At 47.0% G+C, this 16,027-nt stretch carries 17 protein-coding genes; 6 read left to right on the forward strand and 11 right to left on the reverse strand.

Annotated features, from left to right (window positions below):
* The coding region (locus Q0095_RS06825) for a DnaA/Hda family protein (protein ID WP_297882578.1) at positions 1-413 on the reverse strand (413 nt) is incomplete at its 3' end.
* Positions 414-523: 110 nt separating this feature from the next.
* Here Q0095_RS06825 and ruvC point away from each other — a divergent pair.
* From ruvC to Q0095_RS06840, 3 genes are read left to right on the forward strand one after another with little or no spacing between them, the layout of a single operon-like run.
* Positions 524-1,003, forward strand: a complete 480-nt coding sequence (gene ruvC / locus Q0095_RS06830) for a crossover junction endodeoxyribonuclease RuvC (protein WP_297882580.1) — start codon at positions 524-526, stop codon at positions 1,001-1,003.
* A 9-nt stretch (positions 1,004-1,012) separates the two neighbouring features.
* Positions 1,013-1,819 carry a nitrilase-related carbon-nitrogen hydrolase gene (locus tag Q0095_RS06835; RefSeq protein ID WP_297882582.1) on the forward strand — a complete coding sequence of 269 codons (807 nt, stop codon included), beginning with the start codon at positions 1,013-1,015 and terminating at the stop codon, positions 1,817-1,819.
* Complete coding sequence (locus Q0095_RS06840; protein WP_297882584.1) at positions 1,819-2,346, forward strand: isochorismatase family cysteine hydrolase; 528 nt, start codon at positions 1,819-1,821, stop codon at positions 2,344-2,346. The genes Q0095_RS06835 and Q0095_RS06840 overlap by 1 nt, the downstream gene beginning before the upstream one ends.
* 130 nt (positions 2,347-2,476) lie before the next feature.
* On the opposite strand, the gene nhaA is transcribed toward Q0095_RS06840, so the two are convergent.
* From nhaA to glmM, 5 genes are all read right to left on the reverse strand, one after another.
* Positions 2,477-3,640 carry a Na+/H+ antiporter NhaA gene (gene nhaA / locus Q0095_RS06845; protein ID WP_297882586.1) on the reverse strand — a complete coding sequence of 388 codons (1,164 nt, stop codon included), beginning with the start codon at positions 3,638-3,640 and terminating at the stop codon, positions 2,477-2,479.
* A 64-nt stretch (positions 3,641-3,704) separates the two neighbouring features.
* Complete coding sequence (locus tag Q0095_RS06850; protein ID WP_177386933.1) at positions 3,705-4,145, reverse strand: CopD family protein; 441 nt, start codon at positions 4,143-4,145, stop codon at positions 3,705-3,707.
* A 9-nt stretch (positions 4,146-4,154) separates the two neighbouring features.
* Entirely contained in the window at positions 4,155-4,547 is a 393-nt protein-coding gene (locus Q0095_RS06855) for an SHOCT domain-containing protein (RefSeq protein ID WP_297882588.1), read from the reverse strand.
* Complete coding sequence (gene lspA, locus Q0095_RS06860) at positions 4,534-4,995, reverse strand: signal peptidase II (protein ID WP_297882590.1); 462 nt, start codon at positions 4,993-4,995, stop codon at positions 4,534-4,536. Before lspA ends, Q0095_RS06855 begins: the two co-directional genes overlap by 14 nt.
* Positions 4,996-5,093: 98 nt before the next feature.
* Entirely contained in the window at positions 5,094-6,434 is a 1,341-nt protein-coding gene (gene glmM / locus Q0095_RS06865) for a phosphoglucosamine mutase (protein ID WP_297882593.1), read from the reverse strand.
* Positions 6,435-6,586: 152 nt separating this feature from the next.
* On the opposite strand from glmM, the gene rpsT reads away from it, so the two are divergent.
* Both rpsT and prfA read left to right on the forward strand, forming a co-directional pair.
* The gene (gene rpsT / locus Q0095_RS06870) at positions 6,587-6,859 is read left to right on the forward strand and encodes a 30S ribosomal protein S20 (protein WP_291938896.1); all 273 of its coding nucleotides are present in this window, start codon (positions 6,587-6,589) and stop codon (positions 6,857-6,859) included.
* A gap of 24 nt (positions 6,860-6,883) precedes the next feature.
* Positions 6,884-7,951, forward strand: a complete 1,068-nt coding sequence (gene prfA / locus Q0095_RS06875) for a peptide chain release factor 1 (RefSeq protein WP_297882595.1) — start codon at positions 6,884-6,886, stop codon at positions 7,949-7,951.
* 12 nt (positions 7,952-7,963) lie between these two features.
* On the opposite strand, the gene Q0095_RS06880 is transcribed toward prfA, so the two are convergent.
* The 3 genes from Q0095_RS06880 to Q0095_RS06890 all read right to left on the reverse strand — a co-directional run bounded on the left by Q0095_RS06880 (position 7,964) and on the right by Q0095_RS06890 (position 13,662).
* Positions 7,964-8,452 carry a chemotaxis protein gene (locus tag Q0095_RS06880; protein ID WP_297882597.1) on the reverse strand — a complete coding sequence of 163 codons (489 nt, stop codon included), beginning with the start codon at positions 8,450-8,452 and terminating at the stop codon, positions 7,964-7,966.
* Between the two features lie 883 nt (positions 8,453-9,335).
* Positions 9,336-11,237: an SbmA/BacA-like family transporter gene (locus Q0095_RS06885; protein ID WP_297882599.1), complete on the reverse strand. Its 1,902-nt coding sequence runs from the start codon at positions 11,235-11,237 to the stop codon at positions 9,336-9,338.
* Between the two features lie 364 nt (positions 11,238-11,601).
* Complete coding sequence (locus tag Q0095_RS06890) at positions 11,602-13,662, reverse strand: TonB-dependent siderophore receptor (protein ID WP_297882601.1); 2,061 nt, start codon at positions 13,660-13,662, stop codon at positions 11,602-11,604.
* Between the two features lie 20 nt (positions 13,663-13,682).
* Between Q0095_RS06890 and Q0095_RS06895 the strand changes: the two genes are divergently transcribed.
* Entirely contained in the window at positions 13,683-13,910 is a 228-nt protein-coding gene (locus Q0095_RS06895) for a hypothetical protein (protein WP_297882603.1), read from the forward strand.
* Positions 13,911-14,292: 382 nt separating this feature from the next.
* Here the strand turns inward: Q0095_RS06895 and Q0095_RS06900 are convergent, their stop codons facing one another.
* Positions 14,293-15,138, reverse strand: coding sequence for a universal stress protein (locus Q0095_RS06900; protein ID WP_297882605.1), 846 nt, complete (start codon positions 15,136-15,138; stop codon positions 14,293-14,295).
* Between the two features lie 364 nt (positions 15,139-15,502).
* A complete protein-coding gene (locus Q0095_RS06905; protein WP_291938908.1) occupies positions 15,503-15,658 on the reverse strand; it encodes a hypothetical protein in 156 nt (51 codons plus the stop codon).
* Positions 15,659-16,027: the final 369 nt, after the last annotated feature.

The following is a 16,027-nucleotide window of genomic DNA, read 5'->3' on the forward strand; positions in this document are numbered from 1 at the left end:
GGATTAAAGCGAATTCCTGGCTCTTTCGCGACGGATACCGAACACTCGAAGGCAAATTTATTTGAATCGCCGATGATAAAATTTTCGAAGTTGTAATTTTCGCTTAAAATAGTGCTCTTAGGCTTTTCGGAGATGATTTTTACCTTTTCTTTCGGCGAAATTTTAGCCTTTGAGGTGATTTTGACGATCACATCGTTGAGCCCGAACTGTTTTTTGATAAGCTCTTTTATTTTTGTACCGTATTTTGTCTGGGCATATTTGGCGATAAACTCGTTAGTTGCGTTGTAGATGAAAAATTCCGGTGTCGAGTTTTTATCGTTAAATTTCAAATTTTTAATGTATCTAGAGTATTCGGTAGGTAAAATTTCCTTCTCTAAATTCGATAAAATTTCTTGTGCTTGCGACGTCGCCATAAAATTCCCTTACAAATTAGATTAAGATTTTAGCTAAATTTCGCTAAATTTGTGGTAAATTTAAGTTTATTCACCGGTGATTAAACTGTGAATAAGTGTGAAAGGTGGCTATGAAAATTTTAGGAATCGATCCGGGAACTAGAAATTTAGGCTATGCGATTCTGGAAAAAGATGTGAATAAAATCGCTCTTATTGAGGCGGGACTTGTGAAAATGAAGGCCGAAAACGTACAATTTCAAATGACGCAGATGAGTGAGGCGATCGATCAAATTTTTAGCGCTCATAAGATCGATGAGGTCGCGATAGAATCGATGTTTTGCGCCTATAATCCGCAGTCTGTTTTAAAGCTCGCTCAGTTTCGCGGCGCGCTAGCCCTTAAAATTTTACAAATTTTTGGAAATTTTGCCGAATACACGCCGCTTCAGATAAAAAAATCGGTCACCGGAAAGGCGAAGGCGGCGAAAGAGCAGGTTGCGTTTATGGTTAAGCGAATTTTAGGGATTAATAAGGAGATTAAGCCGCTTGATATTACGGATGCTATAGCTATCGCGCTTACGCATGCAAATGTTATGCGGCTAGCACCTAAATAGGAGGGTTTTATGAAGATTGCTATTTTGCAAATGGACGTGAAAATAGCTCAAAATTTTAAAGATTGCGAGCAAAATTTTATTCGCGCGCACGGCCTGATAGATCGTGCGTTAAAACGCGGCGCGGACGTAGTGGTGCTGCCAGAGGCCTTTAACACGGGCTTTTGTGTACAAAATTTTAAACGCTTAGCCGACGCGGGAGCTGCGCGAACGAAGGGATTTTTAAGCGAAATTTCGCAAAACTGCGGCGCTATTTTAATATGTGGAGCGATAAATTCTAGGCAAGATAAAATTTATAATTCCGCTTTCGTTTATCAAAACGGAGCCGAAATTTTACGCTACGACAAGATCCACGCCTTCTCGCTCGCTCGCGAAAATGAGATCGTAAGTGGCGGCGATAGGTTAGGAATTTGCGACATAAAATTTCAAAATCGCGCGGTTAAAATCGGCGTCGTGGTCTGCTACGATCTGCGCTTTTGTGAAATTTTTCGCGCTTTAGCGCTTCGCGGCGCACAGATTGTTTTTGTGATCGCGCAGTTTGCGCAGAGCCGCATAGAGCATTTTATCACACTTGCGAGAGCCCGTGCGATCGAAAATCAAATTTTTATCTGCGCGGTAAACGGCTGCGGCGATACGGGGCAGGGCGAGAGTTTCGGCGGAAATTCCATGCTGATAAATCCCTACGGCGAGATCGTCGCGCGCCTAGGCAAAAAAGAGGCCGTGAAGATCGCTCGGGCGAATTTAGATGAAATTTTAAAATTTCGCGCTAAAATGGATTTTTTAAAAGATATGAAACCTGAAATTTATAAGGAGTTTTGATGAAAACTTTGGTATTTGTGATCGATATGCTAAACGGCTTCGTAAAATTCGGCGCGATGGCCGATCCCAGCATAGCAAAGATCGCCCCTGCGGTGCTTAGACAGATTGAGGCGGCGAAAAACGTGCATTTCATCTGCGACGCTCACGCCGAGCGGGATTTGGAGATGAAGCGCTATCCGATCCACTGTCTAGTTGGCTCGCCCGAAGCGGAGGTGATCGAGGAGCTCGCGCCCTACGTAAGCGAGCAAAACGTCACTTTTAAGCGTAGCACGAACGGCTTTCATAATTTGGATAAGAAAATTCTGGGCGGCTTTGATCGCTTTGTGATTACGGGCTGTTGCACCGACATCTGCGTGATGCAGTTTGCGCTTAGCCTGCGCACCTATCTCAACGAAACTGGCGAGGATAAGGACGTCATCGTTCCGCGAGGTGCGGTAGCTACCTACGATGCGCCGAACCATGAGCGCGGCTACTACGACGAATGTGCGCTAAGCCTAATGCAAAATGCGGGAATTTTGGTAATTTAAGCTGCGCTTGGATCAGACAGAATTTTAAGTTAAATTTTCTAGCTTATAAATTTTAAAATTTAGAGCCGCTCTTAAAATTTTGAAATTCTTTGGGCGGTATAATTTTGAAATTTTAATCTTTTTATAGATTTTAGCTTTGTTTTACCGCGACTGCTTTTGCGACGAAAAATCCCACTACTCCGGAAATTATCGAGCCTAAAAATACCGCGAGCTTGTCCGTGTAATGATACATATCGCTGCCGCCGTATGCGAGGCCATCGACGAAAAGCGCCATCGTAAAGCCGATACCACAGATGATTGCTACTGCGTAAAGCTGCGGCCAGCCCGCGTTTTCAGGCATGTAGGCGATTTTGGCTTTGATTAAGATCCAGCTAAAGGCAAAAATTCCGATCTGTTTACCGAAAAATAGTCCGAGCATTATACCCATCGGCACCGGACCGAAAAGGAAGCTAGGACTGATGCCAGCTAGCGAAACGCCTGCGTTTGTAAAGGCAAAGATCGGCAAGATGAAAAAATTTACGGGGTAGGCTAAGCCATGTTCCATATCCTTTAGCATAGAGCCCGAGCGGGTCTTAAGCGGGATACAAAAACCCGCAAGCACTCCCGCGATGGTTGCGTGGATACCGGAGTTTAGTACCATTACCCACAGCACGACGGCCACGATGATAAACGGAAGCTTTTTATCGACGCCAAGTCTGCTCATCGCTAGCATTATTGCGACACAGGCAGCTGCGCCGCCTAGATAGATTGCGTTTATGGTAGAGGAATAAAACAAAGCGATGATTAAAATTGCACACAGATCGTCCATTATTGCAAGCGTCAAAACGAAAATTTTAAGGCTCGCGGGGATTTTTTTGCCCAAAAGTGCCATAACGCCTACAGCAAAGGCTATATCTGTCGCCGTTGGGATCGCCCAGCCCTTCATCGCGACGGCATCGCCCCAGTTAATGATTGAAAATATAATCGCGGGCATCATTACTCCGCCCAAAGCCGCGAAGCTAGGAAGTAAAATTTGAGAGAAATGGCGCAGCTGCCCTTCGATCTTTTCGCGCTTAAGCTCAAGTCCGATAGCGAAGAAAAATATCGCCATGAGCACGTCATTTACTAAAAAATGCATCGATTCATCGAGCTTTGCGGGGCCGACGCCTATGGTAAAACTTAGATGTAAAAACGCTTTATAATATTTTGATAAAAAGTCCACATTTTGAGCTACGATCGCAAAAACCGCGGATAGAAGTAATATAACGCCGGCGCTACTTTCGCTTGATAAAATTTTCTTAATAATATGTTGCACATGCTTCCTTTAAAATTTTGCTCTAATTTTATGCAAATTTTAATTAAATTTTTATCAAAACGGGCTAGTTGCTCGGTAAATTCGGCATTATTAGCATTGCATAAAGTATTATAAACATTATGATCGTAGGGCCTTCGTTGATCGCACGGAAGTATTTTCCGCTCCTGTGACACTCGTTTTTTTCAAATTTATACATATAATAATACAGCCACAAATGATAACAGATTAGCAAAACTCCGGCTAGTAATTTTATATGAAAATATCCCATTTTCATAAGCCCCGGATTTAAAATGATAAGCATCACGCCGCTAAAAACCGTCACCGCCATTGCTATCCAGCCGATCGCGTGATAGAGCATCCGCTCCATCTTTTTAACGACCTTTACGAAATCAGGCTTGTCTAAATTTTCAGCGTGATAAACATACAGACGAGGCATATAAAATAGCATTGCCATCCATGAAATAAAGCCCGCAAAATGGACAAATTTAAACCAATAGTAACTCATTTTTTCTCCTTAATCTCTCATTAAAATTTCTTTTCGAGCCTCGAATTCCTCTTTAGAAATCGCGCCTTTTTGATACAGCTCAAAGAGCGCATCGACTTTTTTTAGACGCTGTTCGTAGTCGTCCTCCTCCGTCTCACTTGCAAAAGCATTTAAATCTTCCACCCAAATTCCTACGAAAAATATGTCTAGCAAAATCCAAATTCCCCAAATCGCCCAAAACAAAAAGCCCACTAAAAACCATAGTGTAAAACTTCCCAGCCAAAATAGCGCGATTTGAGCAAATCCGCTGATAAATTTGCCGCAGTAAATTCTATGCAGTCCGCCGCCGATCGGCATAGCTGCGATCCACGAAAACGCACCTAAAAACCAAAGCGCGTAAGCGATGTAATTATTTCTCTTCATTTCTCTCCTTTTTTGCGGTGTGTAAGCCCTGAAAAATAAAAATCACCACGGCCAGATCTATCATCACGTCGGCAAAATTAAACACCGCAAACTCAAACCACTTATGCCACGCGACGTAATCCACGACGCCACCGCGAATGAAGCGATCGAGCAAATTTGAGCAACCTCCCGCAAGCATTAGCGCAAATGGCATCCAGTGCTCGCAAAAGAGCTTTTTATGACAAAATACATACGCTGCAAGCGCTGAGATCAGCGCGATCTGGATAAATTTTAAATTTTCGCCCAAAAACGCAAACATCGAAAACGCAACGCCGCGATTAAGCGTAAGCTCTAGCGAAAAAAACTCCCCCTGCCACGAAAAGCCGTTTAAAAACAGAAGTTTGATCGCTTGATCGATCGCAAAGATCGCCGCAAAAAGCAGGATAAATTTAATACAGGTCTTAGCCATCTCGCAGCCTAAATTTAAATATGTAAAGCCTGCATTTTTTATCCGCGCCTTTTGTACCGAGCCATGAGCTTGTCGCGCCGTAAAATTTCACCGCAACGCTACTCATTTAGGGCTTTGGTAAAAAATTTCTCGACCTCGTCCATTCGCTTTTGTAGCAGTTTTTCGTTTTTGCCCTCGATTAAGAGGCGGATAACGTTTTCGGTGCCGGAGTAGCGAAAGAGCGAGCGGATCTTGTCCACTTTAAGGCTTATTTCAAGCTCCTTTAGCCCTTTTAATTTTTCAAGCGGCTTTTTATCCGAAATTTTTAAATTCTTTAAAATTTGCGGATAGGGCTTAATCATCCCCGAAAATTCGCTTGCCTTCTTTTTCATATCCAGCATGCAGGCGGCGAATTGCAGCGCGCTTGCGATGCCGTCGCCCGTTTTGGCGTAATCGCCGAAAATCACGTGCCCGCTCTGCTCGCCACCAAAATTTGCGCCTAGCTCGTGCATCGTCTCAAGTACGAATTTATCGCCTACATTGCAGCGATGAAGCGCGATGTCGTGTTTAGCTAAAAAATCCTCCAGCGCAGAATTACTCATCACTGTGGCTACCATTTTATTGCCTGCTAAGCGATTTTTTCCTTTCAAATAGACTGCTAAAATTCCAAGTAGCGCGTCGCCGTGGATGATCTCGCCGTTTTCATCCACGACTACGAGCCTATCGGCATCCCCGTCGAAAGCAAAGCCGACGTCGGCGCGCAGGCGCTTTACTTCCCCGGCTAGACCTTGCGGGCTTAACGCGCCGCAAGCATCATTAATATTTTTTCCGTTAGGTTCGTCGCCGATGACGATAGTTTCGGCTCCCAGCTCGTTAAATACGGTAGGTGCGACCTTGTAGCTTGCTCCGTTTGCGCAATCAAGCACCACGCGAAGCCCGTGCAGCGTCTTTTGCTTCGGGAAGGAATTTTTAATATGCACGATATATCTGCCGATGACGTCGTCTACGCGCTTTGCAGCGCCGATTTGCATCATTTTTGTGCGCGCTTCGGCGATGAGCTCGTCGTTAAAATAAATTTTTTCGATCTGCACTTCCTCTTTTTCATCGAGCTTAAAGCCCTCGCTGTTGAAAAATTTAATGCCGTTGTCGTAGTATGGATTGTGGCTCGCGCTTATCATAATGCCCGCGTCGCAGCGCATATCCTCCGTAAGAAAGGCAATCGCAGGAGTAGGCATCGGTCCGATCTGGCGGACGTTGTAGCCCACGGAGGTAAGGCCTGCTACGATCGCGGTTTCTATCATATAGCCGCTTCTGCGGGTATCTTTGCCGACTAAAATCATATTCGTAACGGAATTTTTCCTAAAATAAATTCCCGCTGCCATCGCTACGCGCATCGCAAGCTCGGCGGTTAGAAATTCTCCCGCTTTGCCTCGTACGCCGTCCGTTCCGAAAAGTTTCATTATCAAATCCTTGTATAAAAATCGGGAAATTCTACCAGAAAAAGTTTAATCTTAATAAATTTAAACTATATTTAAATTTTACTTAAATTAAGCGTCGATTAAATATTTTTTACGTATAATCGCAGGTTCAAATTTAACCGAAAAGGAACGTTATGGCAAATCACAAATCCGCCGAAAAACGCGCGAGACAAACCATAAAAAGAACGGAGCGAAATAGATTTTATCGCACCAGAGTAAAAAATATTACAAAAGCCGTAAGAGAGGCGGTCGAGAGCAAGGATCTAGACGCAGCGACTCAGGCTCTAAAAACGGCTAATGAAAGCTTCCACAGCTTCGTAAGCAGGGGCTTTTTGAAAAAACAGACCGCGAGCAGAAAAGTAAGCCGCCTAGCCAAACTCGTAAATTCTTTAAAAACCGCCGCGTAAGCGCCCCTTACGCATAAAATTTAAATGCTAGCCGATAAACTAAAGCCTTTTTTGGATCGCTACGACGAGCTTTCGCGCATGCTTAGCGATCCCGCAGTTACCGCAGATATCGCCAATATGACTGCGTTATCTAAGGAGCAGCGCAATATCGAGCCGATCAAAGAGGCGGCTAGCGAGTATCTTAAAATTTTGAATCAGATCGAAGAAAATAAAGCCCTGCTAAGCGATGCCGATCTAGGCGAGCTAGCCAAAGAGGAGCTTAAAAGCTTAGAGATGCAAAAGCCGCAGCTCGAAGAAAAAATCAAAATTTTACTGCTTCCGAAAGACCCCAACGATGATAAGAATATCTTTCTTGAGATCCGCGCCGGTACAGGCGGCGACGAAGCGGCGCTGTTTGCGGGCGATCTGCTCGGCGCGTATCTGCGCTACGCCGATCTTCGCGGCTATAAATGCGAGATCGTAAGCACTAGCGAAGGCAGCGTCGGCGGCTACAAAGAAGCGATCTTGCTCGTAAAGGGCGCGGGAGCGTATTCGCGGCTGAAATTTGAAGGCGGCACTCACCGCGTGCAGCGCGTCCCCGAAACGGAGAGCCAGGGCAGGGTGCATACCTCTGCAATCACCGTCGCCGTCATGCCGGAGATCGAGGATAGTGAGATACAGATCAACCCGAACGACCTTCGTATCGACGTTATGCGCAGCTCCGGCCACGGCGGGCAGTCCGTAAATACCACAGATAGCGCCGTTCGCATCACTCATATCCCGACCGGTTTAGTCGTCACCAACCAAGACGGCAAGGACCAGCACAAAAACAAAGAGGCGGCGATGAAGGTGCTAAAGGCGCGCCTTTACGATATGCAGGAGCAGGAGCGCTTAGAAAAAGAGCGCAAAGATCGCAAGGATCAGGTGGGCACCGGCGACCGCTCGGGGCGAATTCGTACCTACAACTATCCGCAAAACCGCATCAGCGACCACCGCATAAATTTAACACTTTACCGCCTAGACGCGATCATGGCGGGCGGTTTGTTCGACGAGATCATCGATCCGCTCATCGCGCACTCTCAAGCCGAAGCGATCGCAAACGCGGGCTATTAAGCCTTTTAAAATTTAGACCTTACATCCACCCGCTTTGCCGAATTTTGCCTCGATCAAAAGCACCAAGATGAAGAAAATTTTTTCGTCGTTAAACTTCGCAAGCTCGCGCAGGCCTTGATCTGCGCTTACAAGCTTGATGCCGTTTGATTTCAAAATCTCAGCGAGCTCGTCCGGCTCAAAGCCCATTTTACTAGCGATTTCTCTGATATTATAGCGCTCGATCGCGCCGATTATGCGATCCATATTGCAAAAACCGGGATTTTTGCGGCTCAAAACCACGTCCAAAAACTCGCCCCAGAGCTTTACGAGCTTCTTTCGCCTCGTGATTATATGCAAGATCGCGACGCAAAGCAGGCTCAATCCAGCGATCTTATGCAGGCTCATCCACGTTTCGTCGTATTCGCCGCGCGCAAAGTAGGCGCCCGAAAAGCCCAAAATGCAAAGCGCGCAAGCTAGCAGCACGATGAGCGCAAATTTATAAACAATCCCCGCCTTAAGCATCAAATCTCCTTGCTTTTTTTTAAAATTTAGCGACTTCACGCGGAGTGCCTGCAAGCGCTAAGCTGCTGCACTGGTACGCCTCGCTGATCGCCGCTATCGTATCGCCTCGGCGTTATTGCGCCGCCCGCACTGCTGCTTCACTTATACGCTCCGCGGATCGCCATCATCGTATCGCGACGTTTGCGCTACTTGCACTGCGCTTTCCCTACATACGCATCCTGTCGATCGCGGTTGCCATATTGCGGCATTTTATGCTGTCGCCGCCGCAATCACGCCGCGCCCTTGTACTGCCGATCCGTCGTCGCGGCAGCGTTGTTCGCTTCGATCGTAGCGCCGTTACGATGATGATTTGCCCAAGCGAAGGTTATGTCATACGGCGCCGAGTAGGTACGTATCGCCGCTCCGCTTCTCGACTACGGCGTGCCATCTGCGCCGCTGATGTGTTACACGCCATTCGACGCGCTACCGACTTATCGCGACGCCCACGCATCGCACCGCTGCCGTAGCCTTCTCATTTGGCGCGCTGCTACGTTACAGATCGCCACGCGACTTAAAATTTTATCGAGACGCCCATTATTGAGCAGACTATCTCGCGTTTAAATTTTATCGACTTAAATTTCCGTACAGAACCGCGATCACGCACTGCCGACCAACTTCCGAACTACTCGTTGCGCCGTAAATACTTACCTACGGCGGTGCTATGCCACCGACTGCGTGCAAGCGCCTAGCCGCGCGGGTGCTGATGCCCATGTATGCGAACCCGAGCGTCTCGGCTAAATTTTATCGCCGTTTAATATAAACGAGTAATTTTAATAAATCTGGATTTAAAAAGATATGAATTTAAAGGCGAAATCCCTGCGGAGTGAAATTTAAAGGGCCGAATTTAAAGCTCTATCGTCCGCTCAAATATGTCCTCAAGCCCCGTTTGATGCACGATCGCTAGCATGCCGAGGCTAGACATATCCGCGCGTAGACCCAGTAGCAGCTCGCGCGCCGAGGCGAGATCGAGCGTGGAGGTGATCTCGTCTGCAAAAACAAAGCTCGGCTTGTGGTAGCGTATCCGTGCGAAACTAAGCCGCTGCGCTTCCCCGCCGCTTAAAATCTTAACGTAATCGGCGCGCGAGTTTAGCATGCGGGCAAATTTCTCAAGTCCTACGCGGCATAAAATTTCTAAAAATTCCGCATCGTCTTTGCGCGGCGGCTGCGGATAGGAAATGAGCTCTTTTAGGCTAAGCGGCGCTAGATAGGGCTTTTGTGGGATAAACATCACGCCCGTGCGCGGCAGGCTAATCTCCCCGCGGCCGTATTTCCAAAGACCCGCCGCGTAGCGCAGAGCCGTGCTTTTGCCCGCACCGCTCTTGCCTCGCAGCATTATAAACTGCGCGGGCGCAAGCTCGAAGCGTAGATCCTCAATCAGCGGCTCGCCCGCAGGCGTGAAGACCGACAAGCCCTCACACCGAGCGGAATTTTCGTCGCTTTGTTTGATGCAAGCACGCAGATTTGCGCTCTCGTCGTCCATGCGCGAGATGAACTCGTAGATCCTCTGCACGCTCGCTGCCCACTCCATGATCTGCTTGTAATAGTCCATAAACCACGCAAATCCGTCCTGCACGCTGTAAAACGCCGAGCGCGCCTGCATCATGTCGCCGAAGCTCATCGCGCGCGACAAATACAGCGGCAAGCAGGCAAAGATCGGGATTAAATTCGTGATTTTTAGGTAGCTTGCCGAAAAGCATTCGAGGCGAAATTCCGTATTCATGATGCTGCGCCAATTTCTCATGATCTCGCCGAAGCTCGCGCGAAAGCGGCCGCGCTCGGCATCCTCTCCGCGCATAAAGGCTACGGCTTCTGCGTTTTCGCGCACTAGCAGCAGATCCGAGCGGTAGTCGGCTTCGGCGCGCTGCTTAGCAAAATTTAGCCCCCTAAGCCTGCGCCCGACGAGATGCGTAATCAGCGAGCAAAGCAGCGTATAAAGGAGCGCGACGTAGAGCAAAAAACCTTCGATCTCAAAGCGCATACCGAAAATTTCAAATTTCAACACCTTCGAGACCTGCCACAAGATCGCAACGAAGGCGATGAGCTTGGCGAGATTATAGACGAGCGATTTTACGAGATCGACGCTTTTTTGCACGAGCAGCAAGCTATCCTCGGCGATACGCTGATCAGGGTTGTCTAGCTTTGCAATCGTTTTTGAAATTTCACGATCTGCGCGAGTTTTGGATGAAATTTCATTCTCGCTTGCGCCGCTTTGCCCTGCTGTATTTTGCTCCGCCGTGCTCGGTAAAATTTCAAGCTCCTTTGCGTCTCTATGCAAAACCGCGCTGTCCGCTTCGACTGCGGAACACTCTGCGCGCTCGTTTAAATTTTCATCTAAATTTACGTCGCCAGGTTTTTCTAAATTTGATCCGCCCCTGGCGCTAAAATTTCCATCAAGGCTCGTGCGGTAGAAGTTTGCGTTATGTAGCCATTTGCGCTCCATCATCGCGCTTAGCCGCTCGCGCCAGACGATTACGAGCAGTTTGCGAAGCCAGCTGCTGCAGACGATGAAAAGCACGATGAGCGCCGTGTAGAGCAAAAATTCGCCCACGAGCGCGGGAATGAGCTCGCCTTTAAGCTCGCTTAGCGCGTCGTAAAAACGCTTGTCCCACGCGTTCATCAGCACGCTGATTTTGATGATAGCGAGGCTAAAACCAAGCGCGAGCAGCAGTAGCGCCCACAGCTTCGCCGCGCCCTTACCGAACCAGTGCGGACGTAGAATTTCAAAAAATTGCTTTAGCGTTTTCAAATTTTCTCTTTAAATTTTAAAATTTAGCGCCGGTTGCGGCGAGATCGCGGGATTAAATTTGATCCTGCAGCCTCGCGAGCGGATTTTATGCTCGCAAGTCTGCGCGTTTAATTCGCTTGGAATTTCGCGGGATTAAATTTATCGCCCGCGCCAATCAATCGTTAATCAACCAAATCGTGAGTTAAATTTTAATCCCGCGGCTTCGTTTAATTTTACCCGCCTCGCTACGTGCTACTTGCGACAAAGCCTAGTCTCGCGCCTCTGCACCCGCTTCATCCGCGCTCTTATAAAGTGCGAAATTTATCCACGACCGCGTGCGAGTTCGGTCAGTCCGAGTTCGCATAAGCGCAAATTTCATCCGCACCTAATATGTATAATTAAGCGTTAGCATAAAATTCCGCGGCTCGCCGTAGTAGTTGTTATGTCCCGCGACGCGATTTTGCGTATTTTGAAAATACTTCTTATCCGTGATGTTTTTAACCGCAAAATTTACGCTAAAGTGTTTGTCGAAATGATAGCCGACATTTGCGTCCCACAGCGTGTAAGCCTTCTGCGGCGCAGCATAATACGCAACGTTTTCGCGATATATCGAAGCGGTTTTGCTCTGATAGCGCACGCCCGTACCCAAAGCGATCTTACGATTTTCGCCGAGCGGAATTTCATAGTTCGTATAGAGCTTAAACAGATGCTTCGGAATGTAGCGTTTGGCGTTTGCACCCTTGCTATAATCGACCGCTGCGGAGGTTCTTTCCGTCTTTAAATAGACGCTGCGGTTGAAAGTATATCCTGCGAATAATTTCCAATCATCCGTGAGCGAGCCTTGCAGCTCGGCATCCACGCCGCGGCTTCGCACCTTGCCCTCGGCGATGGAGTAGTTCGTATTAAGAGGATCGCTCATCGCCCTATTTTTCTGAATGATCTGAAATAGCGCGACATTCGTATTAAGTGCGCCGTCAAAAAATTCTCCCTTCACGCCGGTTTCTAAATTATAGCCGACGACTGGATCTAAAATTTTACCGTCTTTATCGCGCGCGGCTTGCGGCTTAAAAATTTCGGCATAGCTTGCGTACCACGAAAAATTATCCGCAAAATCCCAGACCACTCCCGCATACGGCGTGAAATCCGATTTGCTCGGGCTTGCGCTATGCGAAGCCGTACCGCGCAAAATATTATAATAATACCTGCTGTAGGTTACCTTCGAAAAGCGTCCGCCGAGCAAAAAGTGAAAATCGTCGGTTAAGTTTAATCTAGTCCCGAGCGAGATCGCGCGCTGCTTTATGGTAGTGGAGCTTCGGTCTTTAAAGCTAGCGGCACTGCTCCAATCGGGCTGAGCGATCCTTGAGCGGTCCCAATTATAAATATTCATCCCCAGCGACGCCAAAGACGAATCTCTCGTTCTGGTCTCGCGCCAATTAAGCTTTTCGTGGCTAAGTGAGCCGTTTAAGAAAAAGTCGTGCTTCTGCCCGAATGCTTCGAATTTGCCGTCTAGCCCCGTTTGAAACCCGACCTCTTTGGAGTCGTTATCGTAAATCCTATATCGCACCGTATGCGACGTAGTGCCGTTGTAAGGATTTGCCCCACCGAGCGCTCCGAATTTTAACATGCTGTCGCTATCGGTATAATTGAGCCTCGCATAGGCTTTCATATCATCGCTAAATTCGTGCGAAAGTTCGCCGTAGACGTTAAATTTTTTATATTCGCTCTTATCCCAATCCGAGCCGAAGTAGCTTCTGCGCGGTAAATTTAATAAATTTTTTTGATTATCCAAGACGGGCACGCCGTAAATATCATATACGCCGACGGTTTTTTGCCACAAAAATCCTGCGCTAAGAAGCGTCTTATCGGCCACGTCAAATTCCGTCGAAACGCCGACGCCTTTGCGATAGCCGTTGCGCGGATAGTCTTTAAGCGAGCCCGTTTTACTTAAAATTCCGATCAACCGCGCGCGTGCCGTACCGCTTTGATTTACCGCATCCGTAACGTCGATCATACCGCGATAATTATCCCAGCTACCGCCGCTTAGACTTGCGTTAAAGCCGAACTGATCGCTCGGGCGCTTTCGGATTAAATTTATCGTGCCGCCGGGCTCGCCGTTGCTTTGCGTAAGGCCCGCTACGCCGCGCAGAACCTCAACGCGATCGTAAAATTCCAAATCGGTAAATTCCTTCGATGAGCCAAGAGGTCCGAACACGGAGCTGGAAACCGAGCTTGCGATGCCGTCTTCTTGGATATTATCGACATAAAAGCCGCGCGAGACGATGCGATTGCCGCCCGCGTCGTTATTTAGCGAAATGCCGGTTGCGTATTTTGAAAGAGCCTCTTCGGCGTTGTGCAAGCTCAGATCTTTTAAAAGCTGATTGGAGATGACGCTTATGGACTGCGGCGTTTCTCTTATGCTTAAATTTAGCCCCGTCGCGGTGCTCATTGCCCGTCGTATAAGAGCCTGTGCCCTCGGTAGTGGACAGATCGACCTTGCCCGTGACGTTTATGGTGCCAAGGTTATCGCCGTCCAAACCCTGCAGCGTAGAATTTGCCGCGCTACCGCTTTGCGGCGCGGAATTTTGTGCAATGTCTTTAGTGGCGGGGCTTACGACGGCGTTGCCCTGCGGCGCGGAATTTACAGTGGTAGGGTTTCGAGGATTTTGCGCAGAGCTTGCGGCGGACGAGTTTTGAGAAGCGCCGCTATTTTTGCGCCGCAGTAAGCCAAAACGGCGAGCAAAGTAGTGCAAAAGAAAGTAAAATTCTACCCTTTTTCATAAAAATACTTTTTAGATTTTATAATCTATATCAATTTACTGGCGGGATTATCTTACAATTCCTCTTAAATAATAATAAAATTTTTAATAAACTAAATCATAAAATTTTATATGTAATTACTAATTTAAGGGAATTTAATAAGATATATTGACGAATTTTTAAGCAAAATTTATATAAATTTTAAAAAGTATATGAATTTGAAAAACAAAGGATTTAAAAATTTAAAATTCTAAAATTCCGCCGCTTTAAAATAACGTAAGCGACGGAATTTAGCGTTTATCGGCGTTTGGTCTTGCGATTATGATAGCACTAGCACCGGTACAAGCGCATTGTGCAAGATGTCCTCGGAGACGCTGCCTAAAAAGAGCTTTTTGAAAAAGCCCTTCGTAAAGGCACCGGTAGCGATCAGATCGAGGTTATTGGCGCGGCGATATTTGATGATCTCATCGGCGGGAACTTCGGCTTGGATGTATTTGAAAGTGGCGTTTTGAGTGCCTAAAATTTCGCGCGCTAGATCCAGCATCCGCTCGCCCTCTGCGGCACCCACATTGATGTGCAAGACATGTTTATGTGCGCTCGCAAGAAGCTTTGAGCTCTTTATAAACTCAAGCGTGCGTTTCGCCGCGTCAGTGCCGTCAAATGCGATGAGCACGGAGTTAATCGGTGAAAATTCCTTATTCACGAGCAGCGACGGCACGTGCAGCTCCTTTATCAGCACGCTTGCGTTAAAGCCTACGTCCTCGTTATTTGAGCCCTTGATACCGAGTACAAAAATTTCGGCTTCGTCCTTATACTCGGTGATAACGTCGATAAAATCGCCATCTTTAATGATCTTACTCGCCTTTACGCCCGCAGTAGTCGCGGCGCAGATATATTCATCCAGCATCGCTTCAGCTTCTTCGTGGTCCTTTTCTGCATCCACGCCGCCTAGTGTGGGACTTCCATAGCTGTTTGCAAGGATATCATTCTCTCCTAGGACGATTCCGCCTGCGGCTAGCCCATAAAAATTCTCGCCAAGCTCCGGGATTTCAACCACGTGAATAAACACGAGCTCGGCACCCAAGGTTTTAGCGACGTAAATTCCGTAATCTCTAACCGCTGGGGCAAGCGCATTTTGATCGACGCAAGTGATGACCTTTTTCATTTTTCGTCCTTTTAAAGATAAAATTTTAATCAAAATAAGCTTATCAAATTTTGTATAAAAGTTATTTAAATTCGACAGACTTGAATTCGGCACGGACGATTTTGTGAAATTTCAAAGCCGTGCCGTAATGGATATGTGAGGTGCGGGTACGCTTGCGACAAGTTAGCTCGGACTCAGCGTGGCAGGTGGGCGCGCTGTACAGACGCGGCATACAAGGTGCGGCGCGGGCGATTTTGAAATTTATTAAGCCGCTAAAGGCGGTTTAAAGCGCCGTTATTGCGGTTAGTAGCCCAAAGATGATCCCCGGGAAATTCGCCGCGGCGAGCGGATAGTCCTTTTTGGGCTTTAGCAGGCCGTAGCTAAGCTATATCGTGCAGTTTATCGCGGCTGCGAGCGGCTGGAGAAACGGGACTTTGTTGCCGTCTAAATTTGCCATTATATTCGGCACATAGGATACGTACATGATGACCGACAGGCGTGTGCCCGCCCAACCTAAAATTTGTAAATTTCTTTCGCTCATTGATTTTCCTTTTTAGAAATACGTTTCAAATTTGCAAATGAAACGGAGCGGGGTTTTAATATATTAAAAATAAGAAACAAATTAAAAAATGGCTAGAAATAAAATTTGGCTTTAGATTTATAACGGCGCCCTCTTACCTGCTCGCATCTGCATAAATTTTAAAGCGGCGTTTGCAGCGTGCGTTTTAAAAATAGAGAAATTTAAAACGCCGGACAATGGTTGAAATTTAAATTTCAAAGAGATAAAATTTTAAACGACTGAAGCCAAATTTAAGCAAAATTTTACAGGAGAATTACGGTAAAATTTTAAAAATATGAGAAGTAAATTTTATAATTTCTCGGACGTTAAAGATAGGAGCGTTTGCCCTAA

Origin of the sequence: uncultured Campylobacter sp., from assembly GCF_938045535.1 — a bacterium.
In the GTDB taxonomy this organism is placed as follows: Bacteria; Campylobacterota; Campylobacteria; order Campylobacterales; family Campylobacteraceae; genus Campylobacter_B.